Genomic DNA, 20,835 nt, shown 5'->3' with positions numbered 1-20,835 from the left:
GGCCTACGGCGTCGGGGTGCGTGCGTCGTACTGCAGGAACGTGCCCTGCATCCGCGTCACGAGCACCACGAGGGCGACGATGCACAGGCCGCCGAGCAGCGGCGGGAACCACAGCGCCACGAGGGATGCGGTGAGGCCGGCGTAGAGGTCGCCGAGACGGGGTCCGCCGGCGACGACCACCGTGAAGACGCCCTGCAGGCGGCCGCGCATCTCGTCGGGCGACGCCTGCAGCAGCATCGTCGAGCGGAAGATCGCGCTGATCTCGTCGCTCGCGCCCATCCCCGCCATCGCGAGGCACGCGAGCACGAGCGCAGGCCACGCGACGCCCTCGAGCTGGTCGGTGACCGAGACGCCCGACAGCGTCGTGACGAGCAGCACGACGCCGAGCAGCAGCCCGGCGGTGCCGTAGAGCATGATCGCCCGCTGCACCGCGAGGCCGTGGCGGTGCACGTGCGCGACGGGACCCGAGAAGAGGCTCGCGAGCAGCGTGCCGATCGCGCCCGCGGCGGTGAGCACGCCGACCGTGATCGGTCCGCCGCCGATCACGAGCGCGCCGACGGCCGGGAACAGCACGTTCGGCCGCCCGAAGACCATGGCGATGATGTCGACGACGAACGACATGCGGATGTTCGGCGCCTGCTTCAGGAACCGCATCCCGTCGCGCAGCGACTCGAGGCCCGGCTTCGCCACCTGCCCCTGCGGCGGCATGGCCGGCAGGCCGAGGATGCCGATGAACGCGACCGAGAACAGCACCGCATCCACGGCGAACGTCAGCGGCAGGCCGACCGTCGCGGCGAGCACGCCGGCGAGGGCGGGGCCGATCGTGACCATCGCGCCGATCGCGATGCCGTTGAGCGCCGCCGCGCGCGACAGCAGGTGCGCGGGCACGATGCGCGGCGTGATCGCGCTGCGCGTCGCGCCCGAGACGGTGGTCGCGACGGCGTTGATCGTGGCGAGCAGGTAGAACGGCCACACGTCGACGCGCTGCCCCTCGCCCATCGCCCACGCGTCGTACGCCGACATCGCGACGATGCCGAGCACCGTGAGCCAGCCGACGATCGCCGACACGAGCAGCACGCGCTTGCGGTCGAACGCATCCGCGAGCATGCCGCCCCAGAGGCCGGCGACGATCATCGGGATGAGGCCGATCGGGCCGACGAGCGACACCGCGAGCGTCGACTCGGTGATGTCGTAGATCTGCAGGCCGACCGCGACGACCGTCACCATCGAGCCGATGCCCGAGATCGCGTTCGCGATCCACAGGCGCGCGAAGGCCGGGGATGCGCGCAGCGGCTCGAGGTCGACGAGGCGCTTGCGCCGGATGGGCGCCTCGGGCTCGGTCGGCTGGTGCGGGCCGGGCTTCGCGATCGCGTCGGACGACGCCTCGAGGCCCGCGACCTGGTGCGCCGGCGCCGCCGCATCGGCGCGCGCGTCGTCGGGGTCGGTGCCCGGGACGATCGGCACGCGCCCCGTCGTGGGGTCGCCGCCGGAGTCCATGGTCACTGGATCGACCCTACGCTGCGGGGGATGCTGGGATGCGGCGGACCGTGCGGGGTCGGCTGGTCGCGGAGGGCGCCGCCGTATCCGCGCCTGAGCGGCACGCGGAGGGTGCATTCCACCTGGCACGTCGCAGCGACGCGGATCCGGCGGCCCACCCCAGCTGGTCGAGGAGCGCGCGAGCCCGAAGGGCGAGCCCGCGTCACGAGACCACGCGACCGCCGCTCCTGCTCACGCACGCACGTGGTCGCGTCGGGCGGGCACGTCACGTGGTCTCGTGACGGCTCCTCGCCCTTCGGGCTCGGGGCCTCCTCGACCAGCTGGAGGTGAACCGCTCCGATGGCCCGCTCACGCCAACGCGTCGACCTCCACCGGCGCATCCGTCGTCGCGAGCAGGCGGCCGAGCAGGACGCGCAGCTGCGCGCGCTCGGCGTCGTCGAGCGCGCGCAGCACCGTCGACTCGTCGGCGACCGCGCCCGCGAGCGCCACGCGCACCTCGGCGCCCCGCGACGTCGCGGCGAGCAGCTTCACCCGACGGTCGGTGCCGGCGGTGCGCTCGGCGAGCCCCGCATCCTCGAGCAGGTCCGCGACGCCCGTGACGTAGGAGGCGTCGCACAGCAGGCGCTCGGCGATGCGGCGCATGGGCATGGGCTCGGCGAGCAGCAGCAGCACGCGCGCCATCGGCGGGGTGACGCCGTGCGGCGCGACGGCGCGGGCGAAGTCGGCGCGTGCGAGGGCGGCCGTGCGGTGGGCGAGCACGGCGAGCTCGCGCGACTCCTGGATGCGTGCGGCGGCTTCGGTCATCGCCCGTCAGCATACTCCGCCAGGTCAATGGTTGACTTGGTCAAGCATTCGGCGGATCATGGTCCGCACGGAACCGAGGAGGAGCCATGAGCACCGCATCCGAGCCCGTCGCCGCGACGGGCACCACCGCATCCACCGCATCCCCCACCCTGCTCGTGCGCGGCCTCGCCGCAGCGGGCATCGCCACGGTCGTCAACGTCGTGCTGCTGCTCGTCGCGACCGCCGCGGGCGCCGCCATGGCCGTCGCGATGGGCGGCTCGACGATGGTCGTCGGCATCGCGCCCGTGATCGTCGCGACGATCCTGCCGCTGGCGATCGGCGCCGTCGTCGCGTGGCTGCTCGCCCGCCGCTGGCCGCGCACCACGAAGGTGCTCGCGTGGGTGGGCCTCGTGCTCGCGGTCGCGTCGACGTTCCAGCCACTGACCGCGGCGACCGAGCCGACGTCGGGCGTGACGCTCGCGATCATGCACCTCGTCGCCGGAGGCTCGTTCTTCGCGGCGCTCATGGCGCGTCGCTCGCGCTGACCGCCCCGGAGTCCGGACTGGTCGCAGTTGCACCTGACTGGTCGCAGTTCCGGTGCAACTGTGACCAGTCCGGTGCAACTGTGACCAGTCACCACGACGAATGACCGGTCAGCGCGGGGCACGCGCTGTGGGATGCTGTCGCCACCTTCGGCAGACAGGATCCGCATGAGCGCCGACGCCCCCTCCACCGCTCCCGCGATCGCATCCGTCCGCCTGCGACGCATGCTCGGCCGCGACCCGCACGAGCGCGGCCGCGCCGCGACGCCGCTCGAGCTGCTGTTCGACCTCGCGTTCGTCGTCGCGTTCGGCATCGCCGGCAACCAGATGGCGCACGCCCTCGCAGAGGACCACGTCTTCGTGGCCATCGCGGGCTTCGGATTCGGCGCCTTCGCGATCACGTGGGCGTGGATCAACTTCTCGTGGTTCGCATCCGCCTTCGACACCGACGACTGGGTCTACCGACTCACGACGATGGTGCAGATGGTGGGCGTCGTCGTGCTCGCGCTCGGCCTCTCCGACGTCTTCCACTCGCTCGAGGAGGGTGAGGGCATCGACAACGGCGTCGTCGTGGCCGGCTACATCGTCATGCGCGTCGCGATGCTCGCGCAGTGGCTGCGGCTCGCGGCGCAGTCGCCCGAGCACCGCACGACCGCGCTGCGCTACGCCGGTGCGATCGCGGTCGCGCAGGTCGGATGGGTCGTCGTCGCCGTCGTGCACATGCAGCTCGTGCCGACGATCATCGCCTCGGTCGTGCTCTACGCGATCGAGCTCGCCGGCCCCTTCTTCTCCGAGCGCCTGCACGCGACCCCGTGGCATCCGCACCACATCGCCGAGCGCTACGGCCTGCTCGCGATCATCGCGCTCGGCGAGGGCGTGCTCGGCACCGTCGCCGCCGTGCAGCCGATCATCGAGCACCAGGGCTGGTCGGGCGACGCGATCGTGCTGGTGGTGGCGGGCGTCGTGCTGACGTTCGGCATGTGGTGGGCGTACTTCGCGATGCCGTTCGGCGACCTGCTGCACCGCGAGCGCGGCGGCTCGTTCGCGTTCGGCTACCTGCACATCCTCGTGTTCGCGGCGATCGCCGCCGTCGGCGCCGGGCTGCATCTCGGCGCCTACGTCATCGAGGGCGAGGCGGAGGTCGGCTACGCGGAGGCGACGCGTGCCGTCGCGATCCCCGTCGGCATCTTCCTCGTCGCGTACGTCGCGATCGCCGACATCCTCATCCGTCGCGTGCACCGTGGGCACGTCGTCATGCTGACGCTGGCGATCGCGGTGCTGGCGCTGGCGGTCGTGCTGACCGAGACCGGCACGCCGTTCGCCCTCGACATCCTGCTGGTCGCGGCGGCGCCGTGGATCGTGGTCGTCGGCGCCGAGACCGTGGGCCGCCGGCACCTGGCCGACCACTACGCGCGCACGGACGCGCGGGTCGACGCGCACTGAGCGCTCGGGGCGATCGACTGATCACCCGGGACTGGTCACAGTTGGTCGCCGACTGGTCAGCGTTGGCTGCCAAGTCCGACCAGTCATGAGCCAACTGCGACCAGTCACCATGACGGATGCCGCAGACGCCGACGGCCCCGCACCCGAAGGGGTGCGGGGCCGTCGTCGGTCGACCGAATGTGCGCCTCAGCGGGCACTCGTGGCGCTCAGCGCCACGAGGTGCCGCTCACGCGCACATCGCACCGCCGAAGCGGGGCGTCAGCCGACCGGCGCGGTGGCCGGGGGCTCCACGAGCGTCGACTTGGGGTCGGTGATCTCGGGCAGGCGCGCAGCGACCTGCTCGCCGAGCCACGCATCCACGTTCGCCCAGTAGGCGAGCACGCGCTCGCGGATCTCGGGGATGCGCACCTTCGACACGTGGCCGACGATGTTGCCCACGAGGCGCTCGCGGGCCGCGTCGTCGAGCACCTCGCGCACGAGGGTGCCGGCCTGGCCGAAGTCGTCGTCCTCGGGGTGCAGCGTGGCGGCCGAGCGGATGAGGGCGCCGTCGGACTCCCAGCCGCGGTCGTCGCCGTGCGCCTCGGGGTCGGCGTGCGGGCCGCCGAACGAGTTCGGCGCGTACACCGGCGTCTCGGGCGCGTGGAACGTGTGCCGCATGGCACCGTTCTTCGAGTACGACGCCGCCTCGGTCGCGTGCGGCCGGTTGACAGGCAGCTCGGCATGGTTCGTGCCCACGCGGTAGCGGTGCGCGTCCGCGTAGCTGAAGATGCGGGCCTGCAGCATCTTGTCGGGGCTGGCCGCGATGCCGGGCACGAAGTTCGACGGCGCGAACGCTGCCTGCTCGATCTCGGCGAAGTAGTTCTCGGGGTTGCGGTTCAGCTCCATGCGGCCGACCTCGATGAGCGGGTAGTCGCCCTTGGGCCACACCTTCGTGAGGTCGAACGGGTTGAAGCGGTACTCGGCGGCCTCGTCGTACGGCATGACCTGCACGTACAGCGTCCACGACGGGAAGTCGTTGCCGTCGATCGCCTCGTAGAGGTCGCGGATGTAGTAGTCGCCGTCCGAGCCCGCGAGCTGGTCGGCGACGTCCTGCGCCATGAAGTCGTTGCCCTGGTCGGTCTCGAAGTGGTACTTCACCCAGAAGCGCTCGCCTGCAGCGTTGATCCACTGGTACGTGTGCGAGCCGAAGCCGTCCATGTGGCGCCACGACGCGGGCAGGCCGCGGTCGCCCATGAGCCACGTCACCTGGTGGGCCGACTCGGGCTGCAGCGTCCAGAAGTCCCACTGCATGTCGTGGTCGCGCAGGTTCGAGCCGGGGAGGCGCTTCTGCGAGCGGATGAAGTCGGGGAACTTGATGCCGTCCTTGATGAAGAAGACGGGGGTGTTGTTGCCGACGAGGTCGTAGTTGCCCTCGGTCGTGTAGAACTTCAGCGCGAAGCCGCGGGGGTCGCGCCACGTGTCGGGGCTGCCCTGCTCGCCGGCGACCGACGAGAAGCGTGCGAGCATCTCGGTCTCGACGCCCGGCTGGAAGAGTGCGGCGCGCGTGTACTGCGACACGTCGTTCGTGGTCGTGAACGTGCCGAAGGCGCCGCCACCCTTGGCGTGCACGACGCGCTCGGGCACCCGCTCGCGGTTGAACTGGGCGAGCTTCTCGACGAGGTAGTGGTCGGTGAGCGCGATGGCGCCGTCGGCGCCGACCGACTGCGAGTGCTGGTCGCTCGCGACCGGCGCTCCGGAGTTGGTGGTGGTCCGCTGGGTCATGGGTCCTCTTCCTCGTGGGGTGGGTCGAACGGGTCGGTGGAGTCGGTGGAGCATCCCGAGGCGATCGGGATGCGGGCGGGGGTCAGCGCTCGGACTGCGCGCAGTCGGCGCAGAGCCCCCAGAACGTGACCTCGGCCTGCACGACGGCGAAGCCGACGGGTGCGGGCGCGTGCAGGCACGGCGCCTCGCCGGTGACGCAGTCGACGTCCTCGACGCGGCCGCAGCGCGAGCAGACGGCGTGATGGTGGTTGTCGTCGACGCGCAGCTCGTAGCGCGCGGCCGACCGGGCGGGCTCGAAGCGGCGCAGCACGCCTGCCTCGTGCAGCGCAGCGAGCACGTTGTGCACGGACTGCACCGAGATGCCGGGCTCGAGGATGGCGACGCCCTGGTGGATGGTGTCGGCATCCGAGTGCGGCTGGGCCTTCAGCACGTCGAGCACGGCGAGGCGGCCGCGCGTGACGCGCAGGCCGCGAGTGCGGAGCATCGACTCGTGCGCGACGCGCTGCGCGAGGGCCGCGTCGGGCCCTTCGGCGGGTGCGTGGTCGACGAGGTCCATGCCCCCCATCCTGGCGGCTTATCGTGAACGACTCAAATCTTCGGCGTGTCGAGCGTGCGAACGCCACGCGGCGTCGAGGAGGGCGAGCTGGACGGCGAGGATCACGACGCCGCCGCTCGTGGCGGCGTGCACCGCGGCCTCGTCCATGCCGAGGAGCGCGTACGCCATGCCGCCGAGCAGCGCGGCCGACACGACCTGCAGCAGCACGAGCCCGGCGATGCGCACCGGGAGCGGGCGCGGCCCATCGTCGCGCTGCGCCCACGGCAGCGGCACCACCGCCGCGAACCCGAGCCCGACGAGCGGGCCGAGTCCGATGCCGAAGCACACGAGGATGCCCGCGTTGGTCAGCACGATCGGCGTCGAGGTCTGCGGGTCGAGGGTCGCGATGAGCGGTGCCGCCGCCAGGGCGATCGGGCCGAGGCACGCGCCCAGCACGAACGGCTCGCGCGGCAGCACCTCGACGGCAGCGACCCCCGACGTCGGCTCGGCCGTCGACTCGACCCGCGGCGCCCCCTGCGACACGCGGCCGGCGATGCGCACGATGCGCGCCGTCGCCAGCAGCCCGATCACGGCCAGGACGACGGCGGGCACCGGGCCGTCGGCGCCGGCCATGGCTCCGACGTCGACGAGCTGCACGACCGTCACGAGGCCCCCGACGAGCAGTGCGATCGCGATCGCGAGGCGCACGATGCGCGGGCCGTGGCGCCGGGCGGGCCGAGCACCCCGAAGGGTGAGCACGATCGCGGCCGCCCAGAGCCCGCCCGTGCCGCCGACCGGCGCGACGCCGAGGAGCACGACGAGGCCCACGAAGACCATCGACCAGCCGTCGACCTCGGTGCGCTGCGACGCCTGCACCCCGGCCACGACGCCCGCAGCCAGTGCGGCGACGCCGCTGCCCGCCGCCCCCAGCAGCCAGCCGTGACCGACGACGCGGGCTGCGCTCGCTCGCCACCTGATGGCACCGGCGGCGACGTTCGTCATCTCGGCAGCCTCGCACGACCACATCCACGGCCCCTGGGGCGGCTCAGTGCGGGATGGGCTGCGTCGTCGTGGGCGGCTCGCCGCGGCGGCGGGCGAGCCACGGCTCGAGGGCGAGGAGCACGAGCGCGACGGCGATGGGCCCGTAGACGAGGGCGTCGGAGGCGCCGACGGCCTCCCCGAGCAGCAGCGTCGAGACGACGACGAGCAGCACGGGCTCGACGTACGTGAGCAGGCCGAAGAGCCCGAACGGCAGCATGCGGCTGGCCGACAGGTACATCCAGAGCGCCGTGCCGCTCACGACGCCGAGCAGCGCGAGCATCGGCGCGTGGCCCCACGTCACGGCGGCGGCACCGGATGCGGCGTGCGCGACGAGCACGACGATCGCGACGGGCAGCAGCACGAGCTGCTCGAGCACGGTCGCGCCGGGTCCGTCGAGGCCGAAGCGGCGGCGCAGGTCGAAGTAGATCGGGTAGCCGAGCGCCACGAGCGCCGTCGTGAACCCGACCGAGCCGCCGACAGCGAGCGCCGCGACGACGCCCAGCACCGCGGCCGCGACGGCCGCGCCGCGCATCCGCGACAGCCGCTCGCCGTGCAGCACGACGCCCACGAGCACCATCGCGAGCGGCAGCAGCAGGTAGCCGGTCGCGGTGTCGAGGCCGTGCCCGGCGATGGGCGCCCAGCCGAACAGCCACAGCTGCACCGACAGCAGCGCGGCGTCGGCCACGAGCACGAGCGCGAGCACGGGACGGCGACGGATGCGGGCGAGCACGCGCGCGACGTCGCGCAGCCCGACCGTCGCGGCGAACAGCGCGATGAGCACCGGCAGCATCACGACGACGCGCCACGCGACGATCTCGATGCCCGTCAGCGGCGCGAGCAGCGGCGGCAGCAGGAAGAGCACGCCGAACAGCACCGACGCCCCGATCGACGCGGCGACGCCGAGGCCGACGCCGGAGCGCAGCGACGATGCGGCGCGAACGGGCGCGAGCATGCGACCTCCATGCGGCAGCGGGCGGGATGCGCTCGCCGACGGCCTGCGCGCATCCAGCCTAGGAGCGGGCGGATGCGCGAGCGGCGACGTGCTCAGGGCACCAGGTGACGCTCACGACGGGTTGACGTGCATGTCGCCGACCAAGGCCGCCTCAGCGTCACCTCGTGCCGGGCGTCAGCCCAGCAGCCCCGCCGCCAGCACCGCGAACGGGCACGCGAGCACCGTCGTCGTGAGCACGACCGTGCGCACGACGGCGCCGAACGACGTGTACGACGACGCGATGGCGTACATGTTCTGCGCCGACGGCAGGCACGCGATGACGACGAGCGCGAGCAGCTCGAGGCCGCCGAAGCCGAGCAGCAGACCGAAGCCGAGGGTCGCGAGCGGCAGGAGCACGAGCTTCGCGACGAGCGGGATGAGCACGACCGCGGTGTCGGTGCGCAACGGCCCGAGCGGGCGCGCACCGCGCAGCGACATGCCGAACGCCAGGAGCAGCATCGGGATGGACGCGTCGGCGAGCAGGTCGGCGGGCATGAGCACCGCATCCGGGATCTCGACGCCCGTGAGCATGACGGTGCCGCCGAGCAGCGCGGCGGGCACGACGGGCGTCGCGAACGGGCGCAGCACGCGCCGCCACCACGGCTGCGGGCCGCCCTCGTGCGCGGCGGCGGTCGCGATGCCCATCGCCACGGGCGCGAGCACGAGCACCTGCAGCAGGATGCTCGGCGCCAGGAACGACGTGGTGCCGAGGATCGACACCGACAGCGGGATGCCGATGTTGCCCGAGTTCGTGAAGCCGGTCGAGATGCCAAGCACGGCGAGGGCCGTCGGCGAGCGGCGCACGCGCGCCTGCGTCATGAGGGCGCCGACGGTGACGAGGATCGTGAGCACGATGGGCGCGATCATCGCGAGCGAGTACGACGACAGCAGCACCGTCGGGTCGGCGCGGGCCAGCACGACGAAGGTGAGGCCCGGCATGCCGACGAGCAGCGTGAGGCGGCTGAGGATGCGCTCGGCCTCGGGGCCCACGACCTCGAAGCGGCGCACGACGTAGCCGATGGCGATGACGACGGCGACGCCACCGAACGCGAGGGCGGCGTTGGCCATGTTGTCGAGGTCCACGAGCGGACGCTCCGTCCGTCCGTGGAACCGATGCCCTCCGATCCTGCCACCCCTGGCGTGCTGGCCACCTCGCGACGTACCGTGCTGGCATGGGTCAGGAAGCACTGCCGTTCGGCACGCCCTCGGAGCCGGGCGCCGATCCGCTCGCGGATGCGATCGAGCGTGCGCTCGCGGAGGCGGGGCTCGACGACGGCGGGGCCGCGGATGCCGCGTGGCTCGCAGCCGACGGACCGACGCCGACGAGCGCCGAGGCCGGTGACGCCAGCGGTGTCGACGACGCCGCCGACGGCGACTGACGCCGAACCTTCTTCACCCCGGAACGGTCGACTGTCGACCGCCGGAAACCTGCGGAAACACAGGTCAGAACGCCGTTCGAGCTCCTCGATCGATCCAGTGAGTTTCCTTCGACCGTCGAAGGTTCTCGCCGGTTATGCTCGCGTACCCGCACGGATGCAGGAGGTCGGCATGGACACCGGACCCATCGAGCTCGACTCCGCAGCCATGCGCGTGGATCCGACGCCAGGTCAGGCGACCGAGACGGCGCATCGCCTGCTCGACGCTGCCGCCTCCCTCATCTGGGATCGCGGCATCGAACGGCTGACGACGACCGACGTCGCCGCCCGTGCGCGCGTCTCGGTCGGCACGGTCTACCGGTACTTCGAGGACCGCGAGGCGCTCATCCGCACCCTCTACGAGCGCAACGTCATGCGCATGCGCGACGCGCTCGTCGACGCCGCCGTCACGTCGCACGGCAGCCTCGCCGCCGACGTGCGCGCGCTGCTCGACACCTACGTGCGCATGCACCGCACGATCCCGGCGTACCAACCGGTGCGCGCGTGGCAGTGGCTGCTGCCGGAGGCGCGCGCCGACCGGGCGATCGCAGTGGAGGCCGCGGCGCGCGACCTCGTGGCCGTGCTCGCGCCGCGCCACGGCGTCGTGCTCACGCCCGCGCGCCGCACCGAGCTCGTCGCCGCCATCCAGCGCACCGACGCCATCGTGCTCGCGGCGTTCCTCGACGATCCGGGGATGGACGACGAGGCGATCGCGCAGCTCGGCGCCATCGTCGAGTCGATGCTGACGCAGGCGATCCGCGAGGCGATCGAGGGCTGAGCGACGATGCTCAGTCGCCCGACGCTCCCTCGCCCGCCCGCGGGATCGCGAGCCACGCCCCCAGCGCACCCAGCGTGCAGACGAGCATGACGATCGCGAGCGGCACGGCGCTCAGGCCGCCGCCGAGGCCCACGAGGGGTGCGGCCGCAGCACCGAGCGCGTAGCGCGTCACCCCGACGACCGCCGCGGCGCTGCCCGCGATGTCGGGCCTGCGGGCGAGCGCGATCGTCGTCGCCGAGGGCACCGTGAGCGCGGTGCCGCTCGTCACCGCGAGGATCGCCGCGATGAGCGCCGCCAGCCCGACGTCGAGCACCCCGATGACGAGCGTCGCCGTCGCGCCCGCGATGGCGAGGCCGATGCCGACGGGCAGCAGCGCGCGCGGCGAGCGACGAGCGCCCACCTGCCCGGCGACGATGCCGCCGAGCACGAACGTGACTGCGCCCGCCGCGATGACGTACGAGTACTGCTGCGGCGTGAGCCCGTAGGCGCCCTGCAGCAGGAAGGAGGCGCCGCTCACGTAGCCGATGACGGCGCCGTTCAGCAGGCCGATGACGAGCACGGGCGTCACGAACGCCCGGTCGCGGGCGAGGCTGCGCATGTCGTGCAGGATCGACGACTCGCCCGCGCGGCGGCGGTCGTGCGGCAGCGACTCCGAGAAGCCCGTGAGGCACGCGAGCCAGATGGCCGTGCCGATGCCGGCGAGCACGAGGAAGATGCCGCGCCAGTCCATGAACGCGGCGAGCTGGCCGCCAAGCAGCGGGCCGACGAGCGCCGCGGAGCCGACGACGACCGCGATGTTCGCGTAGTAGCGCGTCAGTCGCGGGCCGTCGAGCCGGTCGCGGCCCGACGCCTGCGCGATGACCATGCCCGTCGCGCCCGCGACGCCCTGCACGACGCGCGCGACGATGAGCATCTCGATCGAGATGCTGACCGAGCACAGCACCGCGGCGACGACGTACACGCCGAGCCCCACGAGCAGCGGACGCCGTCTGCCGAACCGATCGGAGAGCGGCCCGACGAGCAGCTGCCCGAGCGCGAGGCCCACGAGGCAGGCGGTGAGCGTGAGCTGCGCGAGCGCCGGCGTCACGGCGAGGTCGTCGCGCAGCGCCGGCAGCGACGGCAGGTAGATGTCGACCGAGATGGGGCCGAAGATCGTGAGCATGCCGAGCACGATCGGCAGCCACGGCCCCAGGCCGCCGACGGCCCGGTCGGCGGTGCTGCGCTGCGTCACGGTCGATGCTCCCTCATGTCGTCATCCATCCCATCGGATGCGGCGGATCGCGGGGAGGCTCCGCGAGTGCCCCGCACCCGAGCCGGCACGTCAGCGCCGCGCGGGCTGCGCGGTCAGCCACGTGACGGCCGACGCGACGATCGCCTCGGGCGCCGCATCGATCGACAGCGCCACCGCATCCTCGCGCTGCTCGAGCGGCTCGAGCGTCGCGAGCTGGCTGTCGAGCAGCGTCGAGGGCATGTACTCGTGGTCGCGCCCCGCGAGCCGCGACGCGAGCAGGTCGCGGTCGCCGACGAGATGCACGAACACGGCGTCTGGCGCCTCGCCACGGATGAGGTCGCGGTACGCGACCTTGAGCGCCGAGCACGCGACCACCGGTGCATCGCCACGAGCGAGCCGCGCCCCGACGTCGCGCAGCCACGGCGCGCGGTCGGCGTCGTCGAGCGGGGTGCCGCTCGCCATCTTCGCCTTGTTGGCAGGCGGATGCAGGTCGTCGCCGTCGACGAACGGCACGCCGAGCGCAGCGGCGAGCAGAGCGCCCACGGTCGACTTGCCCGTGCCCTGCGCGCCCATGATCACGATCGGCCGCATCCGCCCATCCTCTCGTCGTGTGGGGTTCTCGTCGTGTGGGGTTCTCGTCGTATGCGGGAGGGCGAGGCCCAGCCGACCCCGCCCTCCCATGCCTCGTCGTGTCGCTGGCCGACGAGGTGCTCTCGCTCACCAGTCGTGCATCGACCCGTCGAGGAGCCTGTTCACCGGCAGGTAGGCCGGCGCGTACTCGTGGGCGGCGCCCGCCACGTCGTCGTACTCGACGCCGAGACCCGCGGCCTCGCCGGGCTTCAGCATGCCGCCCTCGAACGTGTAGTCCGTCTGGAACACGTCATGCGTCGCCGCCGAGTGCTGCATGTACTCCTGGATGCCGAAGTTCGGGATGGCGATGCCCAGGTGGATGGCCGCGGCGAGGCCGACGGGCGACACGTCGGTCGGCCCGTGCACGCCCGACTTGATCTGGTACACCGACGCGTAGTCGAAGATGCGACGCAGACCCGTGACGCCGCCGGCGTGCGTGATGGGGCTGCGCACGTAGTCGATGAGCTGCTCCTCGAAGAGCTCGCGGTAGTCGTGGATCGTGTTGAACACCTCGCCGATCGCGAGCGGCGTCGTGGTGTGCTCGCGCACGCGGCGCAGCACGGCCTGGTTCTCGGCGGGCGTGACGTCCTCGAGCCAGAACAGGTCGTACGGCTCGAGCGACTTGCCGACCTTCGCCGCCTGGATGGGCGTGAGGCGGTGGTGCGCGTCGTGCAGCAGCGGCAGCTCGGGGCCGAACTCGTTGCGCACGGCCTCGAAGACGGTGGGCACGTGGCGGATGTACGCGCGGGTGTCCCACGACTCCTCCACGGGCTTCGAGCCCGGGCGGGCCGGCTCGTGGTCGTAGCGGGCCGTGACGCCCTCGGCCGTCGTCGCCGAGTTCGCGCTCGACGCGACGCCGTAGACGTTCGGCAGGCCGGGGATGCCGGTCTGCACGCGGATGGCGCGGTAGCCCTCGGCCTGGTGGTGGCGGATGGAGTCGAACAGCTCGGGCAGGTCGGCGCCCGAGGCGTGGCCGTAGCAGAGCAGGCCCTCGCGGCTGCGGCCGCCGAGCAGCTGGTACAGCGGCAGGCCGGCGATCTTCGCCTTGATGTCCCACAGCGCCGTGTCGACGGCCGCGATGGCGGCCATCGTGATGGGGCCGCGGCGCCAGTACGCGCCGCGGTAGAGGTACTGCCACGTGTCCTCGATGCGGTGCTCGTCGAGGCCGACGAGCAGCGGCACCACGTGGTCCTTGAGGTACGACACGACCGAGAGCTCGCGGCCGTTCACGGTGGCGTCGCCGAGGCCGGTGACGCCGTCGGAGGTCGTGATGCGGAGGGTCACGAAGTTGCGACCGGGGCTCGAGACGAGCACCTCTGCGGATTCGATGGTCATGCCCTGGTCTCCTTCGTCGGGGGCGTGGTCGTGCCCGACCGCGTCGCGAACGCGGCGGTCGAGAGCACGGGGTCGATGGTGTCGGCGCGGCGCTCGGCGATCTCCGCGACGATCTCGCGGTGCCTCGCGTCGGTGAGCGGGTAGATCGCCATGAGGCTCGCGGCGAGCACGGCCATGACGGCGGGGATGCCGCCGACGGCGATGCGGATGCCCCACTCGGCGCTCGACGACTGCTCGCCCGCGCCCGCCGCGTATCCGCCGATCGCGAGCGCGTAGGCCGCGAGGGCGCCGCCGACGGCCTGGCCGGTCTTGCGCGTGAACGAGAACAGCGCGTACGTGATGCCCTCGGCGCGCACGCCCGTCTGCCACTCGCCGTACTCGACGGTGTCGGCCTCGAGCACCCACAGCAGCATGCCGCTGAAGCTCACGCCGAGCGTCGCGATCGCGATGCCCGTGAAGCCGAGCCCCGGGATGGATGCGGGCGCGAGCGCCGCCGTGACGCCGCCGACGGCGACGACGGCCATGCCGATGAGGAAGCCGGCGCGCTTGCCGATGGCGCGCACGATGCGCGGCAGCAGGGCGCCGATGCCGAAGGTGCCGGCGATCTGCACGATCGCGACGAACGCGTAGAGCTCGATGGCGCCGAGCACGTCGCGCAGGTAGTACAGCTGCACGGTGCTCATCGCGAGCATGCCGGTGAGGAAGAGGAAGGCGGCGCCGCACAGCATGATGAGCGGCCGGTTGGTGCGCAGCACGCGCATGCTCTGCCGCATCGACACCTTGGGCACGTCGCGCTGCACGCGCTCGCGAGCCGTGAAGAACGTGAAGAGGTAGAGGGCGAAGCCGACGACGACGAAGCCGAGCGTCATGGCGGTGAAGATCGTCTGCAGGTCGCGCTCGGGCGTGATGAGCGGCGCGACGAAGATGCCCAGGCCGCCACCGACGACGACGGCGCCGATCGTGCGGGCGCCCGAGAGGCGGGCGCGCTCGGAGGCCGTCTGCGTCATGGCCGCGGCGAGCGAGCCGTAGGGGATGTTGACGAGGCTGTAGGCGAGGCCCAGCGCGGCGTACGTGAGGTACGCGTAGATGAGCATGCCCGTCTCGCCGATCTGCGGCACGTTGAACGTGAGGAAGCTCAGGATGAGCAGCGGCAGCGAGCCGAAGAGCAGGAACGGGCGGAACTTGCCGAACCGCTTCGTGAACGTGCGGTCGACGACGCGGCCGGCGAAGACGTCGGCGAACGCGTCGAAGATGCGCACGACGAGCAGCAGCGTGCCCGCGGCCGCGGCGCCGATGCCGGCGACATCGGTGTAGTAGACGAGCAGGAACATCGTCGCGGTCGTGAACGCGAGGTTGTTCGCCGCGTCGCCGGCGCCGTAGCCGACGATCTGCAGCCTGGTGAGGCGCGTCGTCGCGTCGCTCATGGTCGTGCTCCTCGCATCGCAAGCGGGTGCGGCCCGTCGGGGCCTCACGAGACTCAGTCAAGCAAGTTCCGGCACGGTTGGCAAGCGATTGCCAGAACGGGCCTCGGAGGCGGCGATCTCGACCGCCTCGACGATGGATGCGTCGGCCGCGAGCCGGGGCTCGACGAGCGCGAGCAGGTCGCGCACGGGGGTCGCCGACGCCATGGCCGTCTCGACCTCGGCACGACGGCCGTCGACGAGCTGCACGCCGTCGAGCACGAGCGCGACCCACGCCGCGATCGCGCCGATCGCCACGGCGCCGTTCGACGCGTCGCCGCCGCGCTCGCGCTCCGCGAGCAGCACGGGCACGAACCGCACCCGCAGCTTCGTGACGCCCTCCGCCGCGATCTGCTGCAGACGGTGCTCGATGCGGGCGTTCTCGAAGCGGGCGACGAGCGCGGCGCGGTACGCCGCGAGGTCGAGGCCGGCGGGCAGGTGCTCGCCCGCGAGGCCCCACCACGCATCCACCTCGGCGCGCAGCACGGGGTCGGCGATCGCCTCCGCGACGGTCGCGTGGCCCGCGAGCAGGCCGCGGTAGGCGAGCAGCGAGTGCGAGCCGTTGAGCAGCCACAGCTTGCGGCGCTCGAAGGGCTCGACGTCGTCGACGAAGCGCGCGCCCGCGGTCTCCCACACGGGGCGGCCGGCGGGGAAGGATCCCTGCACGACCCAGTCGCGGAAGGGCTCGGTGACGACGGGCGAGGCGTCGTCGAGGCCCGTGAGTCGCGCGACCTCGGCGCGGTCGGCGTCGGTCGTCGCGGGCGTGATGCGGTCGACGCTCGAGGAGGCGCACGCGACGTCGGATGCGATCCACGCGGCGGTCTCGTCGAGGCCGGCAGCGGAGGCGATGGCCTGCAGCGCCGCGTGCACGTTGCCGCCGGCGTTCGGCATGTTGTCGCACGGCATGACCGCGATCGGACCCGCGCCGGCGCGGCGTCGCGCGTCGAGCGCGGCCACGAGGCGGCCGAGCGGCGTCGACGGGTCGGTGCCCGCGGCGAGCGCCGCGACGTCGGCCGCGACCGCGGCGTCGTCGAGGTCGGCGGAGCCGTCGGCGCGCAGCCGGTACGCGGGCTCCGTGATCGTGAGCGACACGATCGCCACGGCCTCGCGGGCCACGAGCTCGCGCAGCCGCGCGACGTCGTCGCCCGGCCACACCTCCACGATGCTGCCGATCGTCTCGGCCGCGTCGCCATCCGGCCCGCGCTCGAGCAGCGTGTACGCGCCGCCCTGCGGGCGCAGCGCATCCGCCACGTCGGGCCGACGGCCCGTGAACGCCGCGATGCCCCACTCGCCCGCATCCTCGGCCTTCGCCGTGTACCAGGCCTGGTGCGCGCGGTGGAAGGCGCCGAGGCCCAGATGCACGATGCGCACGGGTGCCGGAGCGCCGGCGCGCGCGGAGGCGCGGGTGAGAGCGGTCACAGGCGGAAGACCTTCCTGGGCTGCGCGCCGACCATGTCGACGACGATCTCGGCCGCCGACTCCTCGTCGAGGCGACCCTCGGCGACGAGGCGCGCGAGGAACGCGGCGTCGAGGCGGCGGCTCATGTCATGGCGGGCGGGGATCGAGAGGAACGCGCGCGTGTCGTCGATGAAGCCCGAGCCGCGCGAGAAGCCTGCGGTCTCGGTCACGGCGGCACGGAAGCGCTGCACCGCATCCGGCGCATCGAGGAACCACCACGGGGCACCGATGAACACCGAGCGGTAGAAGCCCGCGAGCGGCGCGATCTCGCGCGAGTACGTCGTCTCGTCGATCGTGAAGAGCACGAGGTGCAGGCGCGGGTCGTTGCCGTGGCGCTCGAGCAGCGGACGCAGGTTCTGCACGAACTCGGCCGGGATGGGGATGTCGTGGCCCGTGTCGGGCCCGAAGCGGTCGAACGTCGACTGCGAGTGGTTGCGGTGCACGCCCGGGTGGATCGTCATGACGAGGCCGTCGTCGACGCTCATGCGCGCCGACTCCAGCAGCATGTGGCCCAGGAAGTCGCGCGCCTCGGCGGCGTCGATCGTGCCGGCGACGGCCTTCGCGAACAGCTCGCCCGCGCGCTCGGCGCCGAGGTCGATCGAGTACGGCTCGCGCACGCCGAAGTCGGCCGAGACGGCGCCGTGCTCGACGAAGTGCCGGCGGCGCGCCTCGAGCGACGCGACGTACGCGGGGTAGTCGTCGGCCGCGTGGCCGCCCCACGCGGCGAGGGCCGCGACCTTGTCGCGGAAGCCCGGCGCGAGCGGGTCGATGTACGCGTCGGGGCGGAACGTGGGCAGCACGCGACCCGAGAACGTCGGGTCGTCGGCGAGCGCCCGATGGGCCGCGAGGTCGTCCATGGGGTCGTCGGTCGTGGCGAGCACGTCGATGCCGAACCGCGAGAACAGGGCGCGGGGGCGCATCTCGGGGCGCTCGAGCTGCGCGGCGATGCGGTCGTAGAGCGCGTCGGCGTTCTCGGCGCTCGGCTGCTCGTCGATGCCGAAGAGCGTGCCGAACGCGTGGGCCAGCCAGTAGCCCGATGCGGTGCCGGCGAAGAGGCGCCAGCGGCTGCAGAACGCGCGCCACGCCTCGCGCGGCTCGCCGACCTGCTCGGCGCCCGACGCATCCGGCACGCCGAGCGTCGCGAACGAGACGCCGTCGGCGTGCAGCAGGCGCGTGACGTAGTGGTCGTAGCGGATGAAGAGGGTCGCCGGGTCGGGGAAGGGCTCGTCGTCGAGCAGCAGATGCGGGTCGACGTGGCCGTGCGGCGAGACGATCGGCGCTCCGGCCACGAGCGCATAGAGGCGCCTGGCCACCTCCCTCGTCGTGGGGTCCACGGGGAGCAGGCGGTCGGGATCCAGGCGCAGCGTCATCGGCACATGCCGATTCAAGCCGCGCGGCATCCGTTTGTCAACCGGTTGCCAAAATGCGGCTTTCGGGCCAAGGTGGAAGCATCGACCGCAGTGGCGCGGTCGTGCGACACGAGGAGATGCGATGGCGAAGATCGGCGTGCAGGCGATGATGCTCAAGGGCGCGGTCGAGGAGCACGGAGCGTACGAGGCCCTGCGGCGCGTGCGCGAGATCGGCTACGGAGCGATCGAGGTGTCGCAGATCCCCATGACGCCCGAAAACGTCACCGAGCTCGCTCGCGCGAAGGACGAGCTCGGCGTCGAGATGGCTGCGCTCTCTGCGACCGTCGGGCCGCAGGTCGTCGGCAACGACTCCCTCTCGGAGCGCTTCGACAAGATCGTCGCCGACGCGAAGGCGCTCGACTCGACGATGATCCGCATCGGCATGCTGCCGCTCGCGTCGCTCGCGAGCCTCGACCAGGTGCTCGAGTTCTGCGACGAGGCGGAGCGGATGGCCGCGCGACTGCGCGACGAGGGCATCGAGCTGCACTATCACAACCACCACGTCGAGTTCGTGAAGTTCGACGGCACCTACCTGCTCGACATCATCGCCGACCGCTCCCCCACCGTCGGCCTCGAGCTCGACGTGCACTGGCTGCAGCGCGGCGGCCTCGACCCGCAGCGCGCCATCGCCGCCCGCGCCGGTCGCGTGTCGATGGTGCACCTGAAGGACTACCGCATCGGCCACATGCCGCCCGAGGTGTTCGACGCGCTGTCGAAGGGCGACCGCAGCGCCGTCTACGACGCGTTCAACGCCGTCGTGCAGTTCGGCGAGGTCGGCGAGGGCAACCTCGACTGGCACGGCATCATCCCCACCGCCGTCGAGTCGGGCGCCCGCTACCTGCTCGTCGAGCAGGACGACCTCTACGGCCGCGACGTCTTCGACTGCCTGCAGACGTCGTACGACAACCTGCAGACGATGGGCTTCGGCGACCTGTTCTGACGCCTCGCTCGCCACCAGCTGGTCGAGGAGGCCCCGAGCGCAGCGAGGAGCCGTCACGAGACCACGCGACGTGCCCGCTCGACGCGACCACGCGCATGGCCGGGCAGGAGCGGCGCTCGCATGGTCTCGTGACGCGTGCTCGCCCAAGGGCTCGCGCGCTCCTCGACCAGCTGGTGGGGGCCCGACCTTCCCAACCGCTCCTTGAGGTGCGAACGAAGTGAGCCTCGAAAGGGGCACCGCGGACCTCGGTGGGGATCGCTTCGAGGCTCGCTGCGCTCGCACCTCAACGATCGGACTTGGGGACGGGGCGGCCCCCTCCCAGCTGGTCGAGGAGGCCCCGAGCGCAGCGAGGAGCCGTCACGAGACCACGCGACGTGCCCGCTCGACGCGACCACGCGCATGGCCGGGCAGGAGCGGCGCTCGCGTGGTCTCGTGACGCGTGCTCGCCCAAGGGCTCGCGCGCTCCTCGACCAGTTGGTGGGCGAGCATCACCGCACCGAATGATGCTGAGCGGGCCCTCATCCGCGACATGCAGATGAAGGCCCGCTCAGCATCGCTTCGTGCGACGACCTACGCCCGAGGCCTCGCCGTCGAGCCCCGCACCACGAGCTGCGCGATGGGGGCGGCAGCCGGCTCGGTGGCCGTCTCGACGCCGACGGCCTCGAGGATGCGGTGCACCGCCAGCTCGCCGAGCGCGAGCAGCGGCATGCGGATGGTCGTGAGCGGCGGATGCGTGAAGTCCGAGCCGAAGACGTCGTCGAAGCCGACGATGCTCATCTGCGACGGCACGTCGAACCCCTGCTCGGCGGCGGCGCGCAGCAGGCCGATCGCCATGACGTCGTTGTACGCCATCACGGCCGTCGCATCCATCGCCACGAGCCGCGAGAGCGTCGCCGCACCGCCCTCGAGCGTCGGCACGTTCGGGCCCACGACCTCGATGTCGATGCCGCGACCCGACGCGACGTCCTGGATGACCGCGGCGCGGTGGCGGCTCATCCACGACGTCGACGGACCCGCGAGGTACACGATGCGCGTGTGGCCGAGCAGCTGCAGGTGCGCGACGGCCTCCTCGATGCCCGCGCGCACCTCGCCGATCACCGACTCCACGCCGTCGAGGGCGCGGTTGATGAGCACGAGCGGCTTCTCGCCCGCGAGCTCCGTGATCGAGGCGTCGTCGAGACGGGACGCGGCGAGGATCACGCCGTCGACGCTCGCGACGATGCGCTCCGTCGCGCGTGACTCGAGCTCGGGCGACTCCTGCGACTCCGCGATGACCACGGTGTAGCCGAGCGCATCCGCAGCCGTCGCGGCGCCACGCACGATGCCGGCGATCATCGGGTTCGTGATGTCGGAGAGGATGAGGCCGATCGTCGACGTGCGCCCCGTCGGCAGGGCACGCGCCATCGGGTTCGAGCGGTAGCGCAGCTCGCGGGCTGCGGCGTGCACCTTCTCCTCCGTGCGCGCGTTGATGCGGCCGGGGGTGTTGAGCGCCCGCGACACCGTCGACGGGTTCACGCCCGCGAGACGGGCCACGTCGTAGATGGTGGGCGCCGTCGACGCGCGGCGCGGCTTCTCAGTCGCCATCC

At 72.5% G+C, this 20,835-nt stretch carries 19 protein-coding genes; 5 read left to right on the top strand and 14 right to left on the bottom strand.

Annotated features, from left to right (window positions below):
* Positions 1–3: 3 nt before the first annotated feature.
* Entirely contained in the window at positions 4–1,497 is a 1,494-nt protein-coding gene (locus BLQ67_RS08925) for an MFS transporter (protein ID WP_092506865.1), read from the bottom strand.
* Between the two features lie 348 nt (positions 1,498–1,845).
* Positions 1,846–2,301, bottom strand: a complete 456-nt coding sequence (locus BLQ67_RS08920) for a MarR family winged helix-turn-helix transcriptional regulator (protein ID WP_092504334.1) — start codon at positions 2,299–2,301, stop codon at positions 1,846–1,848.
* 86 nt (positions 2,302–2,387) lie between these two features.
* Between BLQ67_RS08920 and BLQ67_RS08915 the strand changes: the two genes are divergently transcribed.
* Together BLQ67_RS08915 and BLQ67_RS08910 are read left to right on the top strand one after the other, a co-directional pair.
* A complete protein-coding gene (locus BLQ67_RS08915; RefSeq protein WP_092504332.1) occupies positions 2,388–2,825 on the top strand; it encodes a DUF6069 family protein in 438 nt (145 codons plus the stop codon).
* A 165-nt stretch (positions 2,826–2,990) separates the two neighbouring features.
* The gene (locus tag BLQ67_RS08910; RefSeq protein ID WP_231945005.1) at positions 2,991–4,265 is read left to right on the top strand and encodes a low temperature requirement protein A; all 1,275 of its coding nucleotides are present in this window, start codon (positions 2,991–2,993) and stop codon (positions 4,263–4,265) included.
* Between the two features lie 258 nt (positions 4,266–4,523).
* On the opposite strand, the gene BLQ67_RS08905 is transcribed toward BLQ67_RS08910, so the two are convergent.
* The 5 genes from BLQ67_RS08905 to BLQ67_RS08885 form a co-directional block, all read right to left on the bottom strand.
* On the bottom strand, positions 4,524–6,026 hold the full coding sequence (locus tag BLQ67_RS08905) for a catalase (protein ID WP_092504330.1): 1,503 nt from the start codon (positions 6,024–6,026) through the stop codon (positions 4,524–4,526).
* Positions 6,027–6,108: 82 nt separating this feature from the next.
* The gene (locus BLQ67_RS08900) at positions 6,109–6,510 is read right to left on the bottom strand and encodes a Fur family transcriptional regulator (protein ID WP_231945233.1); all 402 of its coding nucleotides are present in this window, start codon (positions 6,508–6,510) and stop codon (positions 6,109–6,111) included.
* A 90-nt stretch (positions 6,511–6,600) separates the two neighbouring features.
* Positions 6,601–7,563 carry a hypothetical protein gene (locus tag BLQ67_RS08895; RefSeq protein ID WP_092504327.1) on the bottom strand — a complete coding sequence of 321 codons (963 nt, stop codon included), beginning with the start codon at positions 7,561–7,563 and terminating at the stop codon, positions 6,601–6,603.
* Positions 7,564–7,606: 43 nt separating this feature from the next.
* Entirely contained in the window at positions 7,607–8,554 is a 948-nt protein-coding gene (rarD, locus tag BLQ67_RS08890; RefSeq protein ID WP_092504325.1) for an EamA family transporter RarD, read from the bottom strand.
* Between the two features lie 174 nt (positions 8,555–8,728).
* On the bottom strand, positions 8,729–9,676 hold the full coding sequence (locus BLQ67_RS08885; RefSeq protein ID WP_092504323.1) for an AEC family transporter: 948 nt from the start codon (positions 9,674–9,676) through the stop codon (positions 8,729–8,731).
* A gap of 89 nt (positions 9,677–9,765) precedes the next feature.
* Here BLQ67_RS08885 and BLQ67_RS16610 point away from each other — a divergent pair, with 89 nt between their 5' ends.
* Positions 9,766–9,972 carry a hypothetical protein gene (locus tag BLQ67_RS16610; protein ID WP_172802282.1) on the top strand — a complete coding sequence of 69 codons (207 nt, stop codon included), beginning with the start codon at positions 9,766–9,768 and terminating at the stop codon, positions 9,970–9,972.
* Between the two features lie 169 nt (positions 9,973–10,141).
* The gene (locus BLQ67_RS16605) at positions 10,142–10,786 is read left to right on the top strand and encodes a TetR/AcrR family transcriptional regulator (protein WP_172802281.1); all 645 of its coding nucleotides are present in this window, start codon (positions 10,142–10,144) and stop codon (positions 10,784–10,786) included.
* 10 nt (positions 10,787–10,796) lie between these two features.
* Here the strand turns inward: BLQ67_RS16605 and BLQ67_RS08875 are convergent, their stop codons facing one another.
* The 6 genes from BLQ67_RS08875 to uxaC form a co-directional block, all read right to left on the bottom strand.
* Positions 10,797–12,017, bottom strand: a complete 1,221-nt coding sequence (locus tag BLQ67_RS08875; RefSeq protein WP_197674588.1) for a multidrug effflux MFS transporter — start codon at positions 12,015–12,017, stop codon at positions 10,797–10,799.
* A gap of 90 nt (positions 12,018–12,107) precedes the next feature.
* Complete coding sequence (locus BLQ67_RS08870) at positions 12,108–12,608, bottom strand: gluconokinase (RefSeq protein WP_092504319.1); 501 nt, start codon at positions 12,606–12,608, stop codon at positions 12,108–12,110.
* Between the two features lie 126 nt (positions 12,609–12,734).
* Complete coding sequence (gene manD, locus BLQ67_RS08865) at positions 12,735–13,982, bottom strand: D-mannonate dehydratase ManD (protein ID WP_092504317.1); 1,248 nt, start codon at positions 13,980–13,982, stop codon at positions 12,735–12,737.
* The gene (gene uidB / locus BLQ67_RS08860) at positions 13,979–15,406 is read right to left on the bottom strand and encodes a glucuronide transporter (RefSeq protein WP_092504315.1); all 1,428 of its coding nucleotides are present in this window, start codon (positions 15,404–15,406) and stop codon (positions 13,979–13,981) included. Before uidB ends, manD begins: the two co-directional genes overlap by 4 nt.
* A 57-nt stretch (positions 15,407–15,463) precedes the next feature.
* Positions 15,464–16,861, bottom strand: a complete 1,398-nt coding sequence (locus BLQ67_RS08855; RefSeq protein ID WP_092504313.1) for a mannitol dehydrogenase family protein — start codon at positions 16,859–16,861, stop codon at positions 15,464–15,466.
* Entirely contained in the window at positions 16,858–18,270 is a 1,413-nt protein-coding gene (gene uxaC / locus BLQ67_RS08850) for a glucuronate isomerase (protein ID WP_092506862.1), read from the bottom strand. The genes BLQ67_RS08855 and uxaC overlap by 4 nt, the downstream gene beginning before the upstream one ends.
* A gap of 121 nt (positions 18,271–18,391) precedes the next feature.
* Between uxaC and BLQ67_RS08845 the strand changes: the two genes are divergently transcribed.
* Entirely contained in the window at positions 18,392–19,249 is an 858-nt protein-coding gene (locus BLQ67_RS08845; protein WP_231945004.1) for a sugar phosphate isomerase/epimerase family protein, read from the top strand.
* A gap of 570 nt (positions 19,250–19,819) precedes the next feature.
* Here the strand turns inward: BLQ67_RS08845 and BLQ67_RS08840 are convergent.
* Positions 19,820–20,833 carry a LacI family DNA-binding transcriptional regulator gene (locus BLQ67_RS08840; RefSeq protein ID WP_092504311.1) on the bottom strand — a complete coding sequence of 338 codons (1,014 nt, stop codon included), beginning with the start codon at positions 20,831–20,833 and terminating at the stop codon, positions 19,820–19,822.
* Positions 20,834–20,835 lie beyond the last annotated feature (2 nt).

This window comes from Agrococcus jejuensis, assembly GCF_900099705.1.
GTDB lineage: Bacteria > Actinomycetota > Actinomycetes > Actinomycetales > Microbacteriaceae > Agrococcus > Agrococcus jejuensis.
The sequence above is the reverse complement of the archived record's forward strand: the minus strand, read 5'-3'. Positions and strand labels throughout refer to the sequence as shown.